Source organism: Nonomuraea sp. NPDC050556 (assembly GCF_044457355.1).
Lineage (GTDB): Bacteria > Actinomycetota > Actinomycetes > Streptosporangiales > Streptosporangiaceae > Nonomuraea.
This window is the reverse complement of record NZ_JBITGU010000007.1, coordinates 1-22,892: the sequence shown is the minus strand read 5'-3', so window position 1 is coordinate 22,892 and position 22,892 is coordinate 1. Positions and strand designations below refer to the sequence as shown.

The following is a 22,892-nucleotide window of genomic DNA, read 5'->3' as shown; positions in this document are numbered from 1 at the left end:
GGGGTGCGGGTGGGTGGTGGAGGCGGGGCTGGGCGGGGAAGGTGCGGGCCGGTGGAGGCGGGGCTGGGCGGATGGTGGTGAGCAGGAGGTCATGCGGGAAACGGCTGGATGAGAGCTAAGGGCGAGGGTTGGGCGGTGGGTAGAGCCAAGGGCGAGGGGTGGGTGGTGGGTCATGGCGAGGGCTCGGTAGGGGTTTGGCAGGGGTTGGAGTTGGCTGGGGGAGCTCGGTTGGGAGGAGCGTCGGGGGAGCCGGGTTAGGGGAGTGTTGGGGAGGGGCTTGGGGAGCCGGGGTGGGGGGAGTTGGGGAGGGTTGTTGGGGGAGGTGGCGCGGGTTGTCGGTGGGGCATGGCATGCTGCACGGCATGGCGGGAAGCGATCCAGCACTTGTAACTTTGGTCCTCGGCGATGAGGAACTGCTGGCGGACCGGGCGGTGAGCGGCGTGGTGGCCGCGGCGCGGGCGGCTGATCAGGCGGCTGAGGTGCATGACCTGTTCGGCGGCAAGGTGGACCCTGGGGAGTTGACGCGGTTGTCGTCACCGTCGCTCTTTGGTGACCGTACGGTGCTGGTGATCAGGAACGCTCAGGATCTTGGCAAGGATGTCATCGCGGAGGTTGTCGCCTATGCGGGGAATCCGTCGGATGACACCGTTCTGGTGTTGGTGCATCCCGGTGGGGTGAAGGGCAAGGCGCTGGTCGACGGGGTCAAGAAGGCTGGGGCGCATGTGGTCACCGTTAACAAGGTGACCAAGGCCGGCGAGCGGCTTGACTTCATCAAGAGCGAGGTCAAGCGGGCTGGGCGGGGGATCGCTTCCGACGCGGCTCAGGCGCTGCTGGATGCGGTGGGGCACGACCTGCGTGAGCTGGCGGCGGCGTGCAATCAGCTGGCGTTCGACACGCATGACAAGACGATCACGCTGGAGGCGGTGGCGCGTTACCACAAGGGGCAGGCGGAGGTGAGTGGGTTCACCGTGGCTGACTCTGCCGTGGAGGGGCGGCTCGCTGACGCGTTGGAGCAGTTGCGGTGGGCGTTGGGCACGGGTACGGCGCCGGTGTTGCTGGTCAGTGCGCTGGCCGGGGGGTTGCGGGGGCTGGCGAAGGTGGGTGGGGCGCCGCGCAATCTTCGGGGCGGGCAGTTGGCCAGCCATCTGGGGATGCCGCCGTGGAAGGTGGATCGGGTGCGGCGGCAGCTCAACGGGTGGGGGCCTGAGGGGTTGTCGCGGGCGTTGCAGGCGGTGGCTTCGGCGGACGAGCAGGTCAAGGGGGGTGGGGCGGATCCGGCGTATGCGTTGGAGCATGCCGTTCAGACCATCGTGGCCAGTCGGACGGGGCGCTGAGTTCACGCGGGGGTACGGCTGGCCGCGGGGTGAGGCGGCCGCCCGGGGGCAACCCGGGGGACGCGCGTGCGCGGGGTGAGGCGGTTGTCTGGGGCATGTCCGGGGTGAGGCGGCCAACCTGAGGGCGTGCGCGGGGTGAGGCGACAACCCCGCGGGTGATGCGGCAGGCTTCGCCGGGGATGCGGTAGGCCTCGCCGGGTGATGCGGCAACCCTGCCGGGGCGCGGAAGACCCCCGCATGGGACGCGGTGTCCCCCGCGTGGGATGCGGCAATCCCGCGGGTTATGCGGCAATCCCGCCGGGGACGCGGTACGCCCCCCGGGGGACGCGGCAGTCCCGTGGGGGACGCGCGTCCATCGGGGAACGCCTAGGACTCCTGAAGTACCGGCTCCGCCTCGCGCACAGTCCCGTCGTTGATCTCCAGCACCCGGTCCGCCAGCGTGATCAAGCTGGGGTCGTGCGTGGCCACCAACGCCGTAACCCCCTCACTACGCACCAACGCCCTGATCAACTGCATGATCTGCCGCCCCGTTTGCGAGTCCAACTGCCCCGTAGGCTCGTCAGCCACCAGCAACCGCGGCCGGTTAGCCAGCGACCGAGCAATGGCCACCCGCTGCCGCTGCCCCCCGGACAGCTCGTACGGCCGCTGGTTGACATGCTGCTCGAGCCCCACCAAGGCCAGCAACATCCGCACCCGCTTCTCCCGCTCGTCCACCGCCGTCCTGGTGAGCCGCATGGGCACCCCCACGTTCTCGGCCGCCGACAACACCGGGATCAGCCCGAACGACTGGAACACGAACCCGACCACGTCCCGCCGCAGCTCCAGCAGCCCCTCCTCGGACAGGGACGTGACCTCCTTTCCCGCCACCACCACCCGCCCCGCGTCCGGCTTGTCCAGCCCGCCGATCTGGTTGAGCAGCGTCGTCTTGCCCGACCCCGACCGCCCCCTGATCGCGATGAGCTCGCCCGGATACGCCTTGAAGGTCACCTCGCGCAGCGCGACGACCTCCTTGGGCCCGGTGCGGTAGACCTTGCGCAGGCCTTCGACCTCGACCAGCGGTTCACTTGTCATCGGAAGACTCCTCACGAGACGGCCACACCCCGATGTGGTCCGATTCGAGTTCGAGACGGACCCTGCGCTCCATCTCCAGGGCGTTCATGAAGTCGCGCGGCAGTTGCAGGCGCCCGACGCGGTCGAGCACCGCGTACTCCTCGGCGATGATCTGCCCCTCGGCGCCCTCGCGGCGCAGGGTCTCGCTGGAGGTGCGCCCGTCGCGGATGCCGATGGTCCTGTCGACCTGCTCGGACACGAGCGAGTCGTGCGTGACGATGACGACGGTGACGCCGAGCTCCCTGTTGGCCTTGCGCAGCGCGTCGAACACCTCTTCCGAGGTGTCGCTGTCGAGCTCGCCGGTGGGCTCGTCGGCGAGGATGAGCTGGGGCGAGTTGGACAGCGCGACGGCGATGGCGACCCGCTGCTGCTCGCCGCCGGACATCTCGGAGGGCTTGCGGCCGGCGCAGTAGTCGACGCCGAGCATCTCCAGCAACTGCAGAGCCCGCCCGGATCGGGCCTTGCCGGCCAGCTTCATGGGGAGTTCGACGTTCTCCCGCGCGGTCAGGTAGGGGAGCAGGTTGCGCGCGGTCTGCTGCCAGATGAACCCGACGACCTCGCGCCGGTAGCGCAGCCGGTCCTTGGCGGTCATGGACAGCAGGTCGGTGCCCGCCACCTTGGCCACGCCCGCGGTGGGGATGTCGAGCCCGGACAGCACGTTGAGCAGCGTCGACTTGCCCGAGCCCGACGCGCCGACGATGGCGATCAGCTCGCCCTTCTGGATGAGCAGGTCGAGCCCCTGCAGGGCGACGACCTCGACGCCCTCGGTCTTGTAGATGCGGACGAGGTTGTCGCAGACGATGTGCGCGTCGCCCCCGAATGCGGCCCGTTGCCTGCTGGCATCGGCTTCCAGCTCGGACAGGGTCGGGTTCAATCTAGTCACCCACTCGTAGAACTGAGCCGAGGCTGCGCCGGCGGCTGATGGCTGTGTGCACGTAGGCCCCGCCCACCGCGACGGCGGTGAGTCCGGCGGCCAGCAAGGTCGGTGTGAACAGGTCGAGGTCGTAGCTGCCGACGGCGACGTCGCCGGTGTAGGAGGACAGGTCCACCCCTGGTCCGAGCGCGGCGGGCAGCCCGAGGCCGAGCGCCAGCCCGGCCAGCGCGGTCAGGACGATCATGGGGGAGATCTCCAGCACGGTCAGGCGCTGCGCCTGCCCGGCCGACAGTCCGAGGGTCCGCAGGAACGACACCGCCCGTCCCCGGTCGGCCGCGCTGATCACCAGCGCGATGATCACTGCGATGAGGGCGTAGACGGCCAGGGCGACCGTGACCACCACCAGGGTGGTTCTGATGGTATCTGTCAGGGGATCGTGCTGAATGTCCGCTAGGACGGTCGCCTGCGACTCCACCACAGCCCTCGGTACGGCCAGCGCACGAGCCACGGCGTCGCCGGAGACCGACCCGGCGATCAGCAGCGTGTTCACCTGGACCCGGGTGCCACCCGCCTGGTTCGCGCTCAGCGGCACCACCATGAACTTGCCCGAGGTGAAGAACCCGGGCACGGCGTCGATGACGCCCCTGGTCTCCACCTTCATCCGGCTCTGCCAGCCGATCTCCATCGTCCCGCGCCCGGCCAGATCCTTGGAGACCAGCGCTGGGATGCCGGACCCGGTCAGGGACGGCAGCGTGAGCGGGGAACCGTCCAGCGTCCGCTGCCAGGCGGCCAGGTCGACGGCGATGATCTGCGCCCGCTCGCCGCCGAACCCCACCTGCACCCGCCCGGTCTGCGCGGGAACGACCAGGTCGACACCGGCGAGCCGCCTGACCTTCTCCACGGCGGCGGCGGGCAGCTCCCCGTCGAGCGTCACCTTGATCGGCGCGCCGACCTTGCGCCAGGCGGCCAGCTCCTGGGTGGTGGTGATGCCGCTGGACACCACCGAGGCGAACACCGACACCGCCAGCGCGGGCAGCAGGATCAGCACCGGCAGCGCCGTGAACGACCGCGCCCGCGCCGCCCTGGTCAGCCCCAGGAACGGCACCGCCAGGCGACCGCGCGCCGCCGCCCTGACGATCAACCGCAGGGGGTACGGATAACAGCGCAGCGTGACGAGCGCCGCCGCCACGGTCAGCGCGACCGGCACCAGCAGCAGGAACGGGTCCTGCCCCTGCCGCGCCACCGAGGTCGTCAGCCCGCGCGAGCGCAGCAGGTACGCCCCGGTCAGCGCCAGGCCGACCACCAGCACCTCGAGCGTGATCCGCTTGGCCGACGGCCTGGCGGTGGCCACGTCGCCGCGCCGTTCGTGGAGCGGCGCGACGTGGGTCAGCGCCAGCCGTACAGCGGCGAAAGCGGTCGAAGCGAGCAGGACCAGCACCGGCCCCAGGTACACGAACAGGCTGACGGGACCGGCCACGAGCGTGGACAGCGCGAATCCGGCCAGCGCACCCGGCGCGACGGCCAGCGCGACGAGCGCGGTGCCCGTCGAGGACACCTGGCGCAGCGAGCCGCCGCGCGCCCTGATCAGCGTCAGCGCCGGGTCCAGCCGCTCCAGCAGCAACTGGACGGCGAGCACGATCACGCCGATCCCCACGACCAGCAGCCCGCCGAGCACGAGGAACATCACCGTCTGCGCGGTGGCCAGCTTGGCGTTGAAGGCGGCGAGCAGCTCGGGCAGCCGGGTGTCGAGGGTGAAGGTGGTGTAGCCGGAGGCGGTCAGCGTGACGAGCCGCTTGAATCCGGCCACCGCGCCGGTCAGCGCCTCGATGTCGGTCGTGCCCGCCCTGGTCGCGTCGAAGGCGAACACCCAGCTGTAGACGAGCCGCCTGGCCTTGCCGTTCAGCGAGCCGAGGCTCTCGGTCGAGGTCAGGACGGTCGTGTAGCGGTCCAGCTCGGCGGCGCCCGGCTGCTGCACCAGGTTGACGTGCAGCACGTCGGCGTTGTGCGACCAGTAGCGGTCGGCCGGGTCCTTCGCACGGAAGACGCCGACGACCTTGATCGCGACGTGGTCGCTGTTTCCGAGCGTCCTGACGTCGCCGACCTTCATCCCCATCTTGGTGACGGCCTCGTCGAGCAGGCCCACCTCGAGCAGCGGGATGGGCTTGCCCTCCGGCCCCTTCACCGAGGTCGGCGCGCCGGGCGCGGAGCCGCTGACCCAGTCGACCCGCTTGTCCGCGTCGGACAGCCACGCGAGGTTGACGAAGTCGTGCCGCGACCCCGTGACCGGGGTGTCGAACGTCTTGGCGCTCATATGCCCGGTGCCCACACCGGGCGCCGACACCAGCGGCTTGAGCTGCGCGGGCAGGTCCTCGCGGAAACCGCGGTCCCTGATCTCGAACGCGTCGAGCCCCGACAGCGTGTCGGCGGCCGCGTAGGGCTGGAAACGAACGGCCAGATCGGTCTGTACGGCCGGCGCGGCGGCCAGCCCGGAGCGCATCGCCTGGTCGTAGGCCTGCTGCAGCGCCCGGGGCGCCCCCGCGACCAGCAGGCTCGCACTCAGGGCGAGCAGTCCCAGTACGGCTACCGCCGCCAGGTGCGCGCGGGCCAGAACGAGGGTCTTCACTGGTCCTCCCCGATGCGCAGCACGCGGCCGAGCCCCTGCCTGCGCAGGTTGCGCGCCAGCCCGGCGACGATGGCGAACAGCACGGCCGCGACGAGCGCGAGCATGGCGGCGGTGGCCGGCCACGGGATGTCGAGGATCACGTCCGGCGTCACAGCCGAGGCCTGCCCGGTGAGCACGATGTGCGGGACGACCAGCGCGCCGACGACGACGGCCAGGACGGTCCCCGCGACCAGCGACAGCCCGATGATGAACGCCTGCTCGATCGCCAGCAGCCCGAACACCTGGCGGAAGCTCACGCCGAGCGCGCGCAGGATGGTGAACTCGCCCATCCGCTCGCGCGCCGCCACGGTCGCGTTGACCAGGAAGCCGAGCGCGGCGAAGACCAGGGCGGCGGCGAAGCCGAGGATCAGCGCCCCCTGGAGGCCGCTGGCCAGCGGGTCGTCCCTGAGCTTGGTGGCCAGCTCGACGCGGTCGACGTAGGTGACGTTCCACTCCGGCTTGCCGCGCAGGGCGGCCACCGCCCTGCCGGTGTCCTCGCCGCCCGCCGACAGCCACCACTCGGTGGCCGGGCGGACCAGCTGCCCGGCGGCGAGCGCGCGGCCCTGCAGCGAGGTCCAGTCGGCCAGCACGCCGTTCTGCGTGGCCTCCGTGGTGGGCATCCGGTCGACGATCGCGGCCACCTTGACCGAGATGGGCAGGCGGTCCATGGTCATGTCCGCCGTCCTGCCCTCGGCCAGGCCGAGCTTGGCGGCCAGGGCGGCGGTCAGCACCACGGGCAGTGGCTTGTTGATCAGCGCCTCCGGCGCGCGCGGCGCGGCGAACAGGTCGCCGTCCTTGAGCCCGGCGGGCGCGGGCAGCGCCACGTAGGTGCTGGACTCCTCGTCCTCGCTCCAGGTGACGTTGAGCGCGAAGGAGCTGACGTCCACCGGCTGCTCCTGCGGCCGCTTCTGCGCCCACCGGGCGCCCTTGGGCAGGGTGAGCGGCGTGCCGTCCGCGGTGATCCGTTCCATGGTCAGGACGTTGACGGCCGTGACGCCCGGCACCGAGCGGGCGGTGAAGGCGCGGACGGTCAGCGGGTAGGTGAGCGCGCCGCGCTTGCCCGCGAGCTGCCTGAGGTCCAGCTCGACGTGGTTGAGCCCGGCCTGGAGCGGCGGCAGTTGCGCCTCGTGCCACACGTTCAGCCCGTCGGAGAGCGTGACCTGCAGCGGCACTCCGGCCCGCGTGACCCGCACGTCGAAGCCGAGCGTCCTCGGACGGCCGGGGATCGGCAGCGTGCCGGACTCCGGCCTGGCGGCGCGCAGCCCCGCGGCCATCTCGCCGACCGTCGAGGACGACAGGTCGGGGCGGAGCTGGAACAGCTCCCCGAGGCGGTCGGCGTCGAGCCCGACCAGGACGGCGTCCTCGCCGCCGAACTCGATCTGCCCGCGGAACGCCGGAGCGGCCGCGCGCACACCAGGCAGGGACGCGAACGCCGTCCCCCTGCCCAGCGAGCCGAGCTCGGGCTCCTCAGCCGGCCCGGAGACGCGCAGGTCTGCTCCCGCCTGGTGTCGGGCCTGGTCGAGCTGCGAGCCGCGCCACGTGGCCGCCGTCGACATCGAGACGATGCCGATCGCGATGGCCATCGTCAGCAGCAGCGCGGGCCCCGCGTAACGCAGCGGCCGCCTGCTCACCTGCCAGGCGCCGAGCGCGGGCGCCAGGCTCGGCCTGCGCGTGGTCAGCCGCTCGGCGAGCTTCGAGATGCGCGGCACCAGGCGCAGTCCCAGCATGCCGCCGGTGAGCAGGGCCAGCGCGGGCCCGGAGATGATCAGCGGGTCGATGCCCAGGTCGCCCGAGGCGGTGGCGGTCACCGGCGCGCCGTAGTGCTGGAGCTGCCAGATCGCCAGCCCGGCCACCACCAGCAGCGCCAGGTCCGCGCCCGCGCGCTCGATGAGCCCGCGCCCGCCGCTGCGCCCACGCGACGACTGCTCCTCGACATAGGTACGGCGCGCCCCGGCCAGCGCGGGCAGCGCCAGCAGGACGGCGGAGGCGAGCGCGACGCTCACCGAGACGACGAACGTCCCGACGTCGGCAGAGGGCGCCAGCCGTACGCCGGAGGCCTGGATCCAGGGCAGCGCGTTGACCAGTGCGAGCAGCGGCGGGGCCAGAAACGGCGCGATGAGCGCGCACGGCACGGCCACCAGCAGCGCCTCACCGCCGGCCAGCGAGGCGAGCGTGACCGAGCCCGCTCCGCGCGAGCGCAGCAGGGCCACCTCCATGCGGCGGTGGTCGGCCAGCAGCCGCGCGGTCAGCATCAGCGCGTAGGCGGCGAGCAGCAGCAACTGCAGGACCGGGATCAGCATGGTCGAGCGGGCCACCAGCGAGGCGGTGTTGAGCTGGATGAGGATGTCGGGCAGGCGGCTGCCGGCCGTACACGTGTCACATCCGGCGTCCTTGAGCGCGGGCAGCAGCCGCGCGATGCCCTCGGCCAGCGGGCGGAGCTGTTCCGGGGTGAGATTACGCAGGTCGGGGACGACCGTCCAGGTCGCGCTGACATGGGTGGCGAAGCGTGACATGAACGTCTCGCGCGGCACCATGAGCGGCCCGTAGGTGGTGAAGCTGCCGACCTCCACGCCGCGGCTGAGCAGCTGCTCGCCGGTCCATCGGTCGCCGAACGGCTCGTCGAGCTGGAAGACGCCGCTGATGCGCACCTGGACGGGCTTGCCGTCCAGGCGGCTGCGGGTGGTGAAGGTCTGCCCGAGCTTGAAGCCGCTGCTGGAGGTGGCGGCGAGCGGGATCGCCGCCTCGACGACACCCGTGTTCCCCGGCGACGGCCACTGGCCCTGGACGAGCTTGGCGTGCTGGTCGAGGCCGTCGTAGCTGCCGAACTTGAGGAGTTCAGGCTTCTTGCGGCGCTCCTGGCCGGGCATCACGTAGGAGTCGGAGCGGATGCTGAGCGAGAGCGTCAGCGGGGCTCCGCCGTACGCCTTGACGGCCTGGTCGCGGACGACGGCGTCGATCTTGGGGAAGGTCTCGGCGGTGACCGAGCTGGTGACGGTGGCCGAGATCGTGCTCTGGGACGCGGTCTCCATGATCCGGCGGACGCCCACCTCGGCGATCGAGGAGGCGTACATGGTCAGCGCGACGAGCGTGGTGGTGGCCAGGAGGATCGAGCCGAAGGCGGCCAGCAGGAGCAGGGGCTCGCTGAAGGCGCGCTTGATGACCAACGGCACACGCCCCCGCATGAGCACCCCGCTCTCTTGTCTCCCGTTGACAGCACCTTTGAGGATTTGTCGGACAAGGGCAAGGCGATCTTCTCAACGGTTGCATACCCGATACGCTGCGGTGATATCGAGATTGTGACAGTAAAAGCACAGAATGGGGATGTTCTCACTCATTCACGCGAAGTATCGTCGCGCGGGTAACGCCAAGAACGCCGCGCCCCAGGGGAGCGCGGCGTCTGACGACGAGCGGTGTTACTTGGCGGCAGCCAGGGAGGCGGCCTGCTTGGCGATCGCCGACTTGCGGTTGGCGGCCTGGTTCTTGTGGATGACGCCCTTGCTGACGGCCTTGTCGAGCTGGCGGGCGGCAGCGCGCTGCAGCACCGCGGCCTCCTCGAGATTGCCCTGCTCGGCGGCCTCGCGGAACTTGCGCACCGCGGTCTTCAGGGAAGACTTGACGGCCTTGTTGCGCAGACGAGCCTTCTCGTTCTGCTTGTTACGCTTGATCTGGGACTTGATGTTCGCCACGAAGAAGCCTCAAAAGAAGATCTGGAATCGGATGGGGCGCGCGGGCTCGGTCAGAGGGCGCGCCACACGCAGTTGTACAGGGTACCAATAATCCAGGTCGTCGCTCAAATCAACGACCGGATGCGTGCACCAGTCTATCCGGCCCAGCCGGTGCGATACTCGCTCCAGTCCTCCTCGGTGGCGGCGAAGTCCACGTACATCGCCAGACCGAAGCCCTCGCGGCGGCCGTGACCGGTCAGGGCGAGCTTGGCGGCCTCTGCCGCGACGGCCACGCTTTCCGCGTTGTCCAGGTAGGCGACGCCGTGGTCGTGGTAGGCGGGGGCGCCGATGACGATCGAGGTGGTGGCGGGGGTGACGTCCATGGCGAGTTCCGCCTGGCGTACGACGTGCCCGCCGTACAGGCTCTTGAACGGCATGCCGGAGTCGTAGGTCATGACCGCCACCTGGTTCACGCGTTTGGCGACCTCGCCGAAGTAGCCCTGCGACCAATACTTGTCATGACTTATCAGGACGCGGGCCAGGGGGCGCATGAGGGGATAGGGCTCGATCTGCGGGGTGCTGGTGGACAGCAGCTTGGTGAGCGGCCTGGTGCGGTCGAGCAGGTCGAGGAACTCCTCGTCGCCACTGCCGATGGGCTCGAAGTTGTAGTGGATGCCGTCGAAGCCCTCCTGGAGCACCTGCCGCACGCTGGTCAGGACGTTCTGCCTGGTGGTGGCGTCGTCCAGGTCGAGGTAGTCGTCGACCTTCTGGCCGAGCCAGGCGGAGAGGCGGATCTGGGGGAGCTCCTGCCGCCACCATCTAACGAAATTTCGGGCGGCGGGGTATTGGGTGGGCTGCAGGGTGCCGTCCTTGGCGAAAGGTCCGCTGTGCACGTAGGCGTCCTTGATGCCGGTGGCGCGTAGCCGTACCGCCAAGTCCTTGACGTCCTGCTCGGTTTTGCGGCCGTCGACCCAGGCGTGGCCGAGCCAGAGAGCGTCGTTGCCGGTGCTCTTCGCCCAAGTCGCCGGCGCACCGGTAAACTTGATGAGGTGCGCGCCGGCGAGGAGACCGGCCAGCGCGACGACGACGGCCAATGCCAGCGCGAGCAGGCGCAGGCCGCGGCGGAGGACGGTCCGGATCAGCATCCGGACATGTCACCATGGAAGACGCTTGACCTCAACCCTGTCGAAACGGACTTCGGTGCGCAATCAGCCTGGCCAGACCGACCCCGCGTTGATCCGCAACTTCTGCATCATCGCGCATATCGACCACGGCAAGTCCACACTTGCCGACCGGATGCTGCAGATCACCGGCGTGGTCGACGACCGTTCCATGCGCGCACAGTATCTCGACAGGATGGACATCGAGCGCGAGCGCGGCATCACCATCAAGTCGCAGGCCGTGCGCCTCCCGTGGGACGGTCACGTGCTCAACATGATCGACACGCCGGGGCACGTCGACTTCACCTACGAGGTGTCCCGGTCGCTGCAGGCGTGCGAGGGCGCGATCCTGCTCGTGGACGCCGCCCAGGGCATCGAGGCGCAGACGCTGGCCAACCTCTACCTGGCCATGAACAACGATCTGACGATCATCCCGGTGCTCAACAAGATCGACCTGCCCGCCGCGCAGCCAGAGAAGTTCGCCGAGGAGATCGCGGGCCTGATCGGCTGCGACGCCTCCGACGTGCTGAGGGTGTCCGGCAAGACCGGCATCGGGGTGAAGGAGCTGCTCGACCACGTCGTCCAGACCGTGCCGCCGCCCGTGGGCAACGCCGACGCGCCCGCCCGCGCGCTCATCTTCGACTCGGTCTACGACACCTACCGCGGCGTCGTCACCTACGTCAGGGTCGTCGACGGGCACCTCGGCAAGCGCGAGCGCATCACCATGATGTCGACGCAGGCCACCCACGAGACGCTCGAGATCGGCGTCATCTCGCCCGAGCCGAAGGTCGCCGACCAGGGGCTGGGCGTCGGCGAGGTCGGCTACCTCATCACCGGTGTGAAGGACGTGCGCCAGTCGCGCGTCGGCGACACCGTCACCTCCGCCGTCCGCGGGGCCACCGAGATGCTGGCCGGTTACGACCACCCCAGGCCGATGGTGTTCTCCGGGCTCTACCCGATCGACGGCGACGAGTACCCGGAGCTGCGCGAGGCGCTCGACAAGCTGCAGCTCAACGACGCCTCCCTGGTCTACGAGCCGGAGACCTCCGCCGCGCTGGGCTTCGGCTTCCGCGTCGGCTTCCTCGGGCTCCTGCACATGGAGATCATCAGGGAGCGGCTGGAGCGCGAGTTCAACCTGTCGCTCATCTCCACCGCGCCGAACGTGGTGTACCGGGTGGAGATGGAGGATGGCAAGGAGCTGACCGTCACCAACCCGTCCGAATTCCCTTCCGACGGCAAGATCGCCTCGGTGTTCGAGCCGGTCACGAAGTCGACGATCCTGGCGCCCGCCGAGTTCATCGGCGCGATCATGGAGATCTGCCAGGGGCGGCGCGGCGCGCTGCAGGGCATGGACTACCTGTCGGAAGACCGGGTGGAGATCCGCTACACGCTGCCGCTGGGCGAGATCATCTTCGACTTCTTCGACCAGCTCAAGTCGCGGACGCGTGGTTACGCCTCGCTCGACTACGAGCCCGCTGGCGAGCAGGAGGCGGACCTGGTCAAGGTCGACATCCTGCTGCAGGGGGAGGCGGTCGACGCGTTCAGCGCGATCGTGCACAAGGACAAGGCTTACGCGTACGGCGTGGACATGGCGAAGAAGCTGCGTGAGCTGATCCCGCGCCAGCAGTTCGAGGTGCCGATCCAGGCGGCGATCGGGGCGCGGGTGATCGCGCGGGAGAACATCCGGGCGATCCGCAAGGACGTGCTCGCCAAGTGTTACGGCGGCGACATCTCGCGTAAGCGCAAGCTGCTGGAGAAGCAGAAGGAGGGCAAGAAGCGCATGAAGATGGTCGGACGCGTGGAGGTCCCCCAGGAGGCCTTCGTGGCCGCGCTCTCCACCGACTCGTCGGCGGGCAAGAAGTAACTTCCCTTTTCTGTACGGCTTTCGCCAGGTCAGGGCCACCCGCCGACGCGGGTGGCCCTTTCTCTTTCATGGCATTCGGGCGGTTGTGGTGCTCGCCGTAACATCGCCCGTCAAGCGGTTTTGCGGGTCATACGTGTTTTTCAGCTGGGTCACCTCGTCGTAGTCGGTGAAGGCTCGGCGCAGCTCGTCCGCCGTCGGCTCGCCGTACACGAGGTTGAGGAACGGGCCCCTTCCTTTCAAGCCTTCCAGGGGCTCGGCTGCTGGGGAGACGACGTTCAGCAGGTACTGCGCGTCCCTGTGGGCCACGAGGTTCCTGCTCGGCTCCGTCATGCGGCCGCCCAGGTGGCGGAGCTGGACGACCAGGTGGGTGCTGGCCTCCAGGAGCTCCCGAGCGTCCACGGAGTCGAGATAGGTGCTCGTGCCCGTGTACGCGTGTGGGTGGGGTGGATCGTTGGCGATCGCGCCCGACTCGGTGAAGGGGAGCGTTCTGAGGGTGTCCGTCAGCGGGGTGCCGAGGGATCTGAGCGGTTCCGCCAGGTCGGCGGCGTTCTTGGCGGTGGAGGCGAGCCTGATGTGCGCCAGGTGCCTGCCGTCGGGGAAGGTCATGAGGGCTAGGGCGGAGGTGACCTCGTCCGGGAGGGTTCGCGTCCATTCCAGGTAGCCCTCGACGACCTCGCGGGAGGCCGGGAACTGGAGGCCGCCGCCGTACACCGTGGTGACCGGGAGCAGGCCGATCTCCATCTCCGTCACGACGCCCAGGGCGCCTCTGGTGCCGAGCATGGCGTGGAACAGCTCGTCGCCCGGCGTGAGCCGTACGCGCTCGCCGTCGGCCGTCACCACGTCCATGGCGCGCACGAGGTCGGCGGCGTAGCCGTACTGCCTGGACAGCAGGCCGATGCCGCCGCCGAGCGTGTAGCCGACGGCGCCGACGTGCGGCGAGCTGCCCGAGAGAGGGGCCAGCCCGTACGGCGCGGCCGCCTCGATCACGTGCGCCCACTGTGCGCCCGCCTGGAGCGTCGCCGTCTGCTCTTCCTCGTTGATCCGCACCGCGGTCATCCGGCGCGTGCTGATCAGGACGCCGCCGTCGAGGGGCTTCCACAGCCCGTGGCCCGTCGCCTGGACCGCCACCTTCGGGCCGTGTCGCACTGCTTCCTGGATCTCGCTCGCCGTCTCCACCGCGAAGATCACGTCGGGGGAGTGGGGCTTGAGCGTCTGGAAGCCGGACCGCTCCTCGTCGTAGCCGTGTTGGTCTCGGGTGATTCTCATGCGTTCCACGCTAGCCACGCTTGAGGTCAGTTTCCGACCTTAATGTGGACGTATGACGCGTGCTCGGATGCTTCAGCTGCTTTCGTTGCTGCAGTCGCGGCGGACCTGGGCGGGGCCCGAGCTGGCCGCGCGGCTGGAGATCACCGTGCGCACCTTGCGCCGGGACATCGAACGGCTGCGCGAGCTGGGCTATCCCGTGGTGGGGACGACGGGTACGGCCGGCGGTTACCGGCTCGGCGCGGGGGCGTCGTTGCCGCCGTTGTTGCTGGACGACGAGGAGGCGGTGGCGGTGGCCGTCGGGCTGCGTGCGTCTGCTGACGAGGCGTCGTTGCGGGCGTTGGGGAAGTTGGAGCAGGTGCTGCCTGTGCGGCTGCGACACCGGGTGCACGCGGTGAGCTCGGCCATTTCGGCGCGCCCCGGGCCGTCGGCGGACCACTCGGCGCTGGCGCTCCTGTCCGTGGCGATCCGGGACGCGGAGCTAGTGTCCTTTTCCTACCAGTCCCGGGAGGGCGAGCCTTCGTCGCGGCGTGCGGAGCCGTATCGGCTGGTGACATCCCACGGCCTCTGGTACCTCCTGGCCTACGACCTGCACCGTGAGGGGTGGCGAACGTACCGCGTGGACCGCATGACCGACCTCTCTTTGGCGCAGCGCCGCTTCCCTGTGCGTGACGACGTGCCAGAGGCAAGCGACTACGTGGCCGCCGGATTGGCAGCAGCGCCGTACCGCTACGTGGCATATGCAGTGGTAGAGGCCCCAGCAGAGGTGGTGCTGGCCCGCCTGGTAGACGCTTTGCCCGGACGCGTAGAGAAGATCGACGACAGGACTTGCAGACTCCGGCTGGGCGCCGACACCCTCCCCCCGATCGCCCGCGACCTGGCCTCCCTGGGCGCCCCTTTCACCCTGGAGGACGCCCCCGTGGCCCTCAGATCCCACCTGCAGTCCCTCGCCCAAGCCCTCCTCACCGCCACGCTCTAACCCACGTCACACCTCGGGCCCGCCACCCTCCAACCCATCCGCCGACACGGGCCCATGCCCTCCTCCCTCACCTCCCATGTCGGCCGCCCAAGGCGCCGCGTCGGCGAGACGTGGTACGGCGTGGCCCGGCGCCCTTCGGCGACCCCAGCCATCTCCCGTGCACGGACCTGCGCTCTCACCTCCACCCCGGCACTCCAAGGCGCCGCGTCGGCGAGACGAGGTACGGCCCAGCTCGGCGCCTTTGGGCGACCCCAGCCATCTCGCGTACAACGGGCCCGCGCTCGCGCCTTCTTCCTCCACCCGGGCACTCCAAGGCGCCGCGTCGGAGAGACGAGGCACGGTGGAGCCCGGCGCCCTTAACGGGCCCCCAGCCACCACGCCTGTGCGGGCCTGCGCTCGCGCTCTCCACCTCACACAGCGACCTCCCCCTCGCCTCCAATCACCCCGCCCGCGATGCCACCCGTAGGACTCATGGAAGGGGTGTGTAGGAGTGAGGGGCGGGATTTTGTCGGTGGGGCGTTCTACTGTTCATTTCGAACACACGTGCGACAGTTGGGAGTGTGGAGATGGGTGCTGCCGAACGATACGAGAGCGCCGCCCTACTGGGCGTCGCCGTGGCCGAGGAGACGAGACGTCTGCTCCGACGCCACCTGAGACCCGTGGAAGTGGGCGGCGACGGCACCGTGGCCGTCAGCGTCCCCTACCCGGACGCCGCCGTCGTGGAAGCCGTCCTCGACGTGGCCGCCGAGTGCTTCGACGTCCGCGGCTCCTCGGTGGAGGAAATGCGGCAGGGGGCGCTCGACAAGCTCTTACAACTCACCGACCTGGATACCGAGTCGCAGCTCAACAGACAGGTCGGCTAGCGTCGCCGATATGCGGGTCATATCGGTGAACACAGGGACGACGGTCGAGGCCGACTGGGCAGGCAAGCTCGGCAGGACCGCCATCAACAAGCTGCCCGTACAGGGCCAAGTGCGGGTATCCCCGAACGGTCTGGCAGGTGACGAACGCGCCGACACCCCCAACCACGGCTCACCGAGCCAGGCCGTCTACGCCTACGCGAGGGAGGACTACGACTGGTGGCAGCAGGAGCTGGGCCGTGACCTGCGCGACGGCCAGTTCGGCGAGAACCTGACCACGTCGGGGCTCGACGTCAACGGCGCGATGCTGGGCGAACAGTGGCGCATCGGCACCACGGTGCTCGAGGTCTCGGGGCCGCGGGTGCCGTGCGTGGTGTTCCGCAACTGGGTCGACGAACCGGGGTGGGTCAAACGCTTCACCGAAGCGGGCCGACCCGGCGCGTACCTGCGCGTCGTGGAGGAGGGCACCCTTGGGGTGAACGACCCGGTGGAGATCATCGCCCGCCCGGAGACGGTGACGATCACCGAGTCGTTCCGCGCCTATCACGGCGACAAGGAACTGCTCCGCCGCATCCTCGCCTTCCCCGGCCACGCCCCCCACTGGGACAAGGTCGCCGACCGAGTCCTGGGCCCCACCCTGCCCCTCTAGCCTTCCACCTTGCCCTGGGCTCGTCACCTTGCCCTGGGCTCGTCACCTTGCCCTGGGCTCGTCACCTTGCCCTGGGCTCGGGCCTTGAGCCACCACGCCCGCTGGGGAAGGGGCTTGCGCTGCGCCACGTCCTGCCCGGGTCGGCGCTTGGGGTGCCACGCCCGCCCAGGGGGTGGAGCCATCGCGCCCGCCTGCGGGCGGAGCTCGGGGTGCACGCCCGCCTGGGGGCAGGGGTTGAGTCACCATGCTCGCCCGAAGTGGGGCTTGAGTCACAGCCCCCCGCTCCAGGGTCGGGTTTGATTCGCCATGCCTTGCTTCGGGCGCTGGGGCCTTCTGTGGGAGGGCGTTAGCGCGGGGTGGCCAGGCCGTGGCGGTAGGCGTAGGTGACGGCTTGGGCTCTTGTGCGTACGTGGGTCTTGGCGAACAGGTTGTTGATGTGGGTCTTGACGGTGGTTTCGCTGATGAACAGGTGGGTGGCGATTTCGGCGTTGGTCAGGCCGTTGGCGATCAGGCGCAGCACTTCTGTCTCTCGACGGGTCAGGTCGTCGGGAGGGGGCGGGCTGCTTGGGGGTGCGTCGCTGCGGGGAGCTCCGGGGGTTGGGGTAGCGGAAAGGGGTGCGGGAAGGGCGGTGGTGTCGCGTGGAGATGAGGCGGTGGGGGCTGGGGGTGGGGTTGGGCCTGAGCTGAAACGGGGTGGGTCGTCCGAGGTGGCTCGGGGTGGGGTTTGCGGGGCGGGGGTGAGGGTTTCCAGGAGGCGGCGTTGGATGGTGGGGTCCAGCTGCGCCTGCCCGCCGGCCACGGTGGTCAACGCGCGGGCGATCTCCTCCGAGTCGGCGCTCTTCGTCAGATAACCCCGCGCCCCCGCCTGCAAAGCGGTGAACAAGGACTGGTCGTCCGCGTGCGTGGTCAGGACCACTACCTGGGTGTCCGGGTAGTCTGCGCGGATCCGGGCGGTCGCCTCCACGCCGTCCATCCTTGGCATGCGCAGGTCCATCAACACCACGTCCGGACGCCGGTCCGCGACCAGGGCCAGGGCTGCTTCGCCGTCGGCCGCCGCGCCCACCACCTCGATGCCGGGAAGCAGCCCGAGCAGCAGGACCAAGCCCTCACGGACCACGGCCTGGTCGTCCACCACCGCCACGCGGATCGGCTGGGTCATGTGGGAACGGTCACCCGCACCTGGAACCGGCCGTCAACGGGGCCCGCCGCTGTGGAGCCGCCCAATCCCTCTACGCGTTCCCTCATGCCCAGCAGGCCGTAGCCCCGCCCGGTGGAGGAAACGGTCTCCTGAAGAGGGTTGGTCACGGTCAGGGAGGTGGACGTCGGACCGTAGCTGAGCTGTACGGTGACCTCCGCGCCCGGCGCGTGCCTGCGGGCGTTCGTCAAGGCCTCCTGAGCCGTACGCAGCAGAGCCAGCTGCGCCTCCCCGGCCATCCGCCGCTCCACCCCGGACACCTCCACCGAGCACGCGGCCCCCGTGGCCGCGCGGAACTCCCCAGCCAACGAGGATAGAGCCGCAGGAAGCGAAGGCAGGTCCTCCCGCAGGGCGGACACGGCGAGGCGGGCCTCCTCCAGGCCGCTCTTGGCCAGCTCCCTGGCGTGTTCCACGCGCTCCAACGCCTCCTCCGGGCGAGAGGCGCGGAGGAGGAGCTTGGCGCCCTCCAGGTGGATGATCTGGGCGGAGAGGGAGTGGGCGAGGACGTCGTGGAGTTCGCGGGCGATCCTGGCGCGTTCGGCCAGGACGGCCTCCCTGTCCTCCGCCGCCCTGGTCTCCCTGCGCTGCCGGACGGCGTAGGAGGTCAGGAAGATCACGCAGGTGCTGAAGCCGAGGCTCAGGTCGCGTTCGGCGTCTCCGGCGAGGAGTCCCGAGACGAGCAGGCCGGTCAGGGCGAGCCCGGCCAGGGGGAGTGACTGGCGCAGGGGGTAGCGGGCCGACGCGACGCTCACGCCGTACAGCAGGGCCAGCACCGATCCGCCGCCGAACGCGATGTGGTCGAGGACGAGGGCCAGCGCCACCATCACGTAGAGGGCGACCAGCCGGACACTGGGGATGATGGCCGCCGCCATGGCCAGGGCAATGCCCGCCGTGACGACCGCTACGGGGAGATGGTCGAGGCCGGGCGAGCTCCTGGCCTGGGCGACGACGAAGAGCACGATCACGACGAGGCGCAACGCCGACGACGGGTGACCCACGAAGAGGCGCGAGGCCGAAGACAGGCGTCCGGAAAGGGTCACACACTGACGGTAGTACGCCCTCGGTAGGTGACGACCAGGGACTGCACCCCGATCGTGACCCCCGCGAACAGCAGGAACGCCGTGGGGTCCGTCGCCACGCCCAGCTGAGCGGCCACGCCGTACAGGGCATAACGGGCCGCCGCCGAGGAGAGCCACGCGGCCAGCGTCCACAGCGTGCCCTGCGACCAGGCGACGCCCGAGGGGTCCCGCCAGACGCGTACGGTGGCCGCCCGCAGGAAGCCGAACCCGACCGCCGCGACCACCTCCACACCGCTGAACGCGAGGCTGGACAGGGCGGACGGCGATCCGAGCACGATCAGCGCGAGGGCGAGCACGAGCAGGCCGCGCTCGTCCGTCTTCCTGGTCCGCATCTGGCGGTAGACGACGAAGGCGACGATGGCGAGATAGACAGGGGTGGTCATGCGGCCGAGGTTAGGAACGGGACGGGAGAACCGGATGGGCCCTGGGGTGGAGAAGTCCCGGATCTCCACCCCAGGGTGGACTCAGCGCAGCACCCGGTAGAGAGCCGAGGTGAGCGAGGCCTTGGCGTCGTCCTGGTCGATGGACCACATCATCGAGCCGCCCAGGCCCTTGAGCCTGATGTAGGCGGCCTTCTGCAGCATCACGGCCGGGTCGTCGTAGGACCAGAAGTCATTGCCGTCGTAGAGCCACTGCGTGCCGGTGAGCAGGTCCCGGTACCGCTTGCCCGGCTTGGTGACGAGGTCCTTGTAGTCCTCGGTGCCCGGTCCCCACTTGCCGGCGGCCGGTCCCGTGGCCGCCTTGTAGAGGCCGTTGCCGCCGCCGGTCACCCCGGTCCAGCCCTGACCGTAGGCGGGCACGCCGACCACGATCTTGCGGGCGGGCGCCCCGCGCGACAGGAAGTCACGCACGGTCTGGTCGACGCTGTAGCGCACCGGGTTGGGGTCGCGCCGGTCGGTCAGCAGGTTGCCGTTGTGCCCGGTCTGCGGCTCCCAGCTGCCGCGCAGGTCGTAGCCCTGGATGGTGGCGAAGTCGAGCTGCCTGAAGACGCGCCGCACCTCGAACCCGGCGTCGATCTTCAGGGCGGCGGCAGGGAGGAAGGCGGTCAGCTGCGAGGAGGACGAGAACGCCCGCATCTGGGCGCGCAGTTCCTCCAGGAAGAGGGTGAAGTTCTGCTTGTCCTCGGGACGGATGACATTTCCGTCGTTGCCCGACGAGCCCGGCCACTCCCAGTCGAGGTCGATGCCGTCGAAGACCCCGGCTCCGGCGCCCGGCGTGAGGCCCGGCAGGTTGCCGCGCAGCCACAGGTCGACGCAGGAGGACGCCAGCTTGGCCCGGGAGGCGGGCGTCAGGACCGCGTCGGAGAAGTATTTCGACCCGGTCCAGCCGCCGAGGGAGATCAGCGCCTTGAGCCCGGGGTGCTTGGCCTTGAGCTTGCGCAGCTGGTTCAGGTTGCCGTTGAGCTCCTGGCCGGAGTCCGCGACGCCGTCCACGCTCTCCTCGGCGGAGACGGGACGCTGCCAGTCGGCCCACGGGTCGGCCGAGTAGCACTCGCCCGCCGCGCTGACGAAGCCGAAGGCGTAGTTGACGTGGGTGAGCTTGGCGGCCGCTCCGCTGGTGTCCATGTCCTTGACGTGGAAGTTGCGGCCGTAGATGCCCCACTGGATGAAGTAGGCGACACGGTTGAATCCCGGCGAGGTAGACGCGGACGCCGGAACGGGGGTCAGGCCTAACACGAGGCAGACGGCGAGCAGGACCTTTTTCACTGGCAGCTCCGGATAGGAAACTTTCCTATAAGATTTTCCCGGATCGTAGGCCCGTGGAATGGGCACGTCAATGGCGGCCTTACCGTTGGTTCGTGCCTTCCACCCTTCCCGACGGCGACCCGGCCCCCGCGTCGGGCGAGTTGCCCGCCTCGGCCCTCGACGGCCTCGGCGAGCGCCCGTTCGGTTTCTACGTGCACGTGCCCTTCTGCGTGACCCGGTGCGGCTACTGCGACTTCAACACCTACACCGCCAGTGAGCTGGGCCCCGGCGCCTCGCACCGCGACTACGCGGACACGGCCATCGAGGAGGTACGGCTGGCCAGGCGCGTCCTGGGTGACGCCGACCTCCCGGTCGAGACGGTGTTCTTCGGCGGCGGCACCCCGACCCTGCTGCCCGCGCGGGATCTCGCGCGCATCCTCGGGGCCATCGACGAGGAGTTCGGGCTCCAACCGCACGCGGAGGTGACGACGGAGGCGAATCCGGAGTCCGTCGACCCGAAATATCTGGAAGAACTCCGCGAAGGCGGCTTCAACCGGGTCAGCTTCGGCATGCAGTCCGCCAAGGAGCACGTGCTCCAGATCCTCGACCGCCAGCACACACCGGGCAGGGCAGCGCAAGCCGTAAAAGAAGCCAGGAACGCCGGGTTCGACCACGTCAACCTCGACCTCATCTACAGCACTCCCGGCGAGTCGGACGACGACTGGCGCGCCTCGCTGGAAGCGGCGATCGCGGCGGAACCCGACCACGTGAGCGCCTACTCGCTGATCGTCGAGGACGGCACCAAGCTCGCCGCCCGCATCAGGCGCGGCGAGCTGCCCATGCCGGACGACGACGTCGCCGCGGAGCGCTACCTGATGGCCGACGAGCTGCTGTCGGGCGCCGGTTTCGCCTGGTACGAGGTGTCCAACTGGGCCACCTCGGAAGCCGGGCAGTGCCGCCACAACCTCCTGTACTGGACCGGCGGCGACTGGTGGGCCGTCGGCCCCGGCGCGCACAGCCACGTCGGCGGCACCCGCTGGTGGAACGTCAAGCACCCGGCCGCCTACGCCCAGCGCCTGGCCGGGGGCGCCTCCCCGGCCCACGCCCGCGAGGAGCTGACCGCGGCCGACCGGCGGGTCGAGCGGCTGATGCTGGAGCTCCGGCTGAGCTCGGGCTTCCCGCTGGCCGACGTCGACCCCTCGGTCCGTACGGCTGTCGCCCAGGCGCTCGGCACCGGACTCCTACAGCCGGAGCCGTTCAAGCAGGGCCGCATGGTGCTCACGCTCCAGGGCCGCCTGCTGGCCGACGCGCTGATTCGCGACCTGGCTGTATGACACCCTCCGTAGCGGGGAACATACCCGGCGTGACCGCAGAAAGCGGTCCTTTCGGGGGAAACACATGAAAAGCAAGATATTCCTGCTGGGCGCGGCCGCGATGCTGGCCGTCCCGGCATTCGCCGTACCGGGACAGGCCGCGGCCATGGCCGCGTGCGGCCTGGTCAACGGCGGCTTCGAGGAGCCCGGCGGCATCAGGGGCCAGGGCTACACGACCAGGGACATGCCCGGCTGGCACAGCTCCGCCCGGGACGGACTCATCGAGGTCTGGGGCCCGGGCAACCGGGCGGATCCGATGAACTTCACCATCCCCGCCGACAGCGGCTCGCAGTACATCGAGGTCAACGCGACCAGCAACTCGCCGGTCTACCAGGACATCGAGACCGTGCCCGGCTCCACGATCAACTGGAGCCTCGCCCACCGGGCGCGCACCGGGCCGTACAAGAGGGACGTGATGCGCGTGCGCATCGGGGGCGTCCAGCAGGGGCCGGACATGGCCGACGGCAGCGACGCCTGGGGTCACTACAAGGGCTCCTACACGGTTCCCGCCGGTCAGACGGTGACCAGGCTGGAACTCGTCCCGGTCTCTTCCGGGACGGGCTACCCCAGCTACGGCAACTTCGTCGACTCGGTCGAGGTGACCTGCACGACCCCGGCACCGCCCTACGGGCAGCCCGCGCCGGTCGTCCCGGTGGTCCCGGTCGTTCCGCCGGTAATGCCGCTGCCGCCGGTGCCGGTCGTGCCTCCGGCGCCCGCCGGTCCCGCCGCGCCGGACGCCGTGCTGTCCGGCCCGGTCGGCAAGCCGTTGACCGGCTCGGTCGGCACGGGAGGCGGCGCCTACGGCGGCCCCACCTACACCGTGACGGACCCGTCCAAGCTCCCGCCGGGAGTGACGATCGGGTCAAACGGTACGGTCACCGGCACGCCGACCAAGCCGGGCACCTACCGGGTGCCGGTCAAGGCGTGCGACGGCGGGAACTGCTCCCAGGGCGAGGCGATCATCGTGATCCACGACTGCCCCGAGCCGAACCCGTACGCGACGCCGTAGGAGAGTGACGTGGCCCCCCCCCCCCCGGGGCCCCCCCCCCCCCGGGGGGGGGGGGGGGGGCGCGGGGGGCGGGGGGTAGTTAGGGAGGGCACACCAGTGGAAGACACTAAAGGGATAAGGGCGCGGGTGGG

At 70.1% G+C, this 22,892-nt stretch carries 18 protein-coding genes; 7 read left to right on the top strand and 11 right to left on the bottom strand.

Translation table 11 applies throughout. The features are described 5' to 3' along the window. Window positions 1-350: 350 nt before the first annotated feature. The gene (gene holA, locus ACIBG8_RS50350; protein WP_397350862.1) at window positions 351-1,334 is read left to right on the top strand and encodes a DNA polymerase III subunit delta; all 984 of its coding nucleotides are present in this window, start codon (window positions 351-353) and stop codon (window positions 1,332-1,334) included. A gap of 366 nt (window positions 1,335-1,700) precedes the next feature. Here holA and ACIBG8_RS50345 read toward each other — a convergent pair whose 3' ends face one another. From ACIBG8_RS50345 to ACIBG8_RS50320, 6 genes are all read right to left on the bottom strand, one after another. Continuing rightward, complete coding sequence (locus ACIBG8_RS50345; protein WP_397350495.1) at window positions 1,701-2,405, bottom strand: ABC transporter ATP-binding protein; 705 nt, start codon at window positions 2,403-2,405, stop codon at window positions 1,701-1,703. Next, the gene (locus ACIBG8_RS50340) at window positions 2,395-3,327 is read right to left on the bottom strand and encodes an ABC transporter ATP-binding protein (protein WP_397350494.1); all 933 of its coding nucleotides are present in this window, start codon (window positions 3,325-3,327) and stop codon (window positions 2,395-2,397) included. Before ACIBG8_RS50340 ends, ACIBG8_RS50345 begins: the two co-directional genes overlap by 11 nt. Then, window positions 3,320-5,941 carry a hypothetical protein gene (locus ACIBG8_RS50335; RefSeq protein WP_397350493.1) on the bottom strand — a complete coding sequence of 874 codons (2,622 nt, stop codon included), beginning with the start codon at window positions 5,939-5,941 and terminating at the stop codon, window positions 3,320-3,322. Before ACIBG8_RS50335 ends, ACIBG8_RS50340 begins: the two co-directional genes overlap by 8 nt. Then, window positions 5,938-9,150: an FtsX-like permease family protein gene (locus tag ACIBG8_RS50330; RefSeq protein WP_397350492.1), complete on the bottom strand. Its 3,213-nt coding sequence runs from the start codon at window positions 9,148-9,150 to the stop codon at window positions 5,938-5,940. The genes ACIBG8_RS50335 and ACIBG8_RS50330 overlap by 4 nt, the downstream gene beginning before the upstream one ends. A gap of 243 nt (window positions 9,151-9,393) precedes the next feature. Next, window positions 9,394-9,666, bottom strand: a complete 273-nt coding sequence (gene rpsT, locus ACIBG8_RS50325) for a 30S ribosomal protein S20 (RefSeq protein ID WP_397350490.1) — start codon at window positions 9,664-9,666, stop codon at window positions 9,394-9,396. A gap of 134 nt (window positions 9,667-9,800) precedes the next feature. Continuing rightward, a complete protein-coding gene (locus ACIBG8_RS50320; protein ID WP_397350488.1) occupies window positions 9,801-10,790 on the bottom strand; it encodes a hypothetical protein in 990 nt (329 codons plus the stop codon). A gap of 55 nt (window positions 10,791-10,845) precedes the next feature. Here ACIBG8_RS50320 and lepA point away from each other — a divergent pair, with 55 nt between their 5' ends. Further along, a complete protein-coding gene (gene lepA, locus ACIBG8_RS50315; RefSeq protein ID WP_397350487.1) occupies window positions 10,846-12,669 on the top strand; it encodes a translation elongation factor 4 in 1,824 nt (607 codons plus the stop codon). Between the two features lie 66 nt (window positions 12,670-12,735). Here lepA and ACIBG8_RS50310 read toward each other — a convergent pair whose 3' ends face one another. Further along, the gene (locus tag ACIBG8_RS50310) at window positions 12,736-13,935 is read right to left on the bottom strand and encodes an FAD-binding oxidoreductase (RefSeq protein WP_397350486.1); all 1,200 of its coding nucleotides are present in this window, start codon (window positions 13,933-13,935) and stop codon (window positions 12,736-12,738) included. A gap of 67 nt (window positions 13,936-14,002) precedes the next feature. On the opposite strand from ACIBG8_RS50310, the gene ACIBG8_RS50305 reads away from it, so the two are divergent. The 3 genes from ACIBG8_RS50305 to ACIBG8_RS50295 all read left to right on the top strand — a co-directional run bounded on the left by ACIBG8_RS50305 (window position 14,003) and on the right by ACIBG8_RS50295 (window position 16,420). Further along, window positions 14,003-14,911 carry a helix-turn-helix transcriptional regulator gene (locus tag ACIBG8_RS50305; RefSeq protein WP_397350485.1) on the top strand — a complete coding sequence of 303 codons (909 nt, stop codon included), beginning with the start codon at window positions 14,003-14,005 and terminating at the stop codon, window positions 14,909-14,911. A 566-nt stretch (window positions 14,912-15,477) separates the two neighbouring features. After that, entirely contained in the window at window positions 15,478-15,774 is a 297-nt protein-coding gene (locus tag ACIBG8_RS50300; protein WP_397350483.1) for a hypothetical protein, read from the top strand. A gap of 10 nt (window positions 15,775-15,784) precedes the next feature. Continuing rightward, on the top strand, window positions 15,785-16,420 hold the full coding sequence (locus ACIBG8_RS50295) for an MOSC domain-containing protein (RefSeq protein ID WP_397350482.1): 636 nt from the start codon (window positions 15,785-15,787) through the stop codon (window positions 16,418-16,420). A 346-nt stretch (window positions 16,421-16,766) separates the two neighbouring features. Here ACIBG8_RS50295 and ACIBG8_RS50290 read toward each other — a convergent pair whose 3' ends face one another. The 4 genes from ACIBG8_RS50290 to ACIBG8_RS50275 all read right to left on the bottom strand — a co-directional run bounded on the left by ACIBG8_RS50290 (window position 16,767) and on the right by ACIBG8_RS50275 (window position 20,400). Then, window positions 16,767-17,579 carry a response regulator gene (locus tag ACIBG8_RS50290; protein WP_397350481.1) on the bottom strand — a complete coding sequence of 271 codons (813 nt, stop codon included), beginning with the start codon at window positions 17,577-17,579 and terminating at the stop codon, window positions 16,767-16,769. Beyond that, window positions 17,576-18,655: a sensor histidine kinase gene (locus tag ACIBG8_RS50285; RefSeq protein ID WP_397350480.1), complete on the bottom strand. Its 1,080-nt coding sequence runs from the start codon at window positions 18,653-18,655 to the stop codon at window positions 17,576-17,578. Before ACIBG8_RS50285 ends, ACIBG8_RS50290 begins: the two co-directional genes overlap by 4 nt. Next, window positions 18,652-19,077: a hypothetical protein gene (locus ACIBG8_RS50280; protein WP_397350479.1), complete on the bottom strand. Its 426-nt coding sequence runs from the start codon at window positions 19,075-19,077 to the stop codon at window positions 18,652-18,654. The genes ACIBG8_RS50285 and ACIBG8_RS50280 overlap by 4 nt, the downstream gene beginning before the upstream one ends. A gap of 81 nt (window positions 19,078-19,158) precedes the next feature. Further along, window positions 19,159-20,400 carry a glycoside hydrolase family 18 protein gene (locus ACIBG8_RS50275; protein ID WP_397350478.1) on the bottom strand — a complete coding sequence of 414 codons (1,242 nt, stop codon included), beginning with the start codon at window positions 20,398-20,400 and terminating at the stop codon, window positions 19,159-19,161. Window positions 20,401-20,492: 92 nt separating this feature from the next. On the opposite strand from ACIBG8_RS50275, the gene hemW reads away from it, so the two are divergent. Continuing rightward, window positions 20,493-21,713: a radical SAM family heme chaperone HemW gene (gene hemW, locus ACIBG8_RS50270; protein WP_397350477.1), complete on the top strand. Its 1,221-nt coding sequence runs from the start codon at window positions 20,493-20,495 to the stop codon at window positions 21,711-21,713. 64 nt (window positions 21,714-21,777) lie between these two features. Continuing rightward, entirely contained in the window at window positions 21,778-22,761 is a 984-nt protein-coding gene (locus ACIBG8_RS50265) for a hypothetical protein (RefSeq protein ID WP_397350476.1), read from the top strand. Window positions 22,762-22,892: the final 131 nt, after the last annotated feature.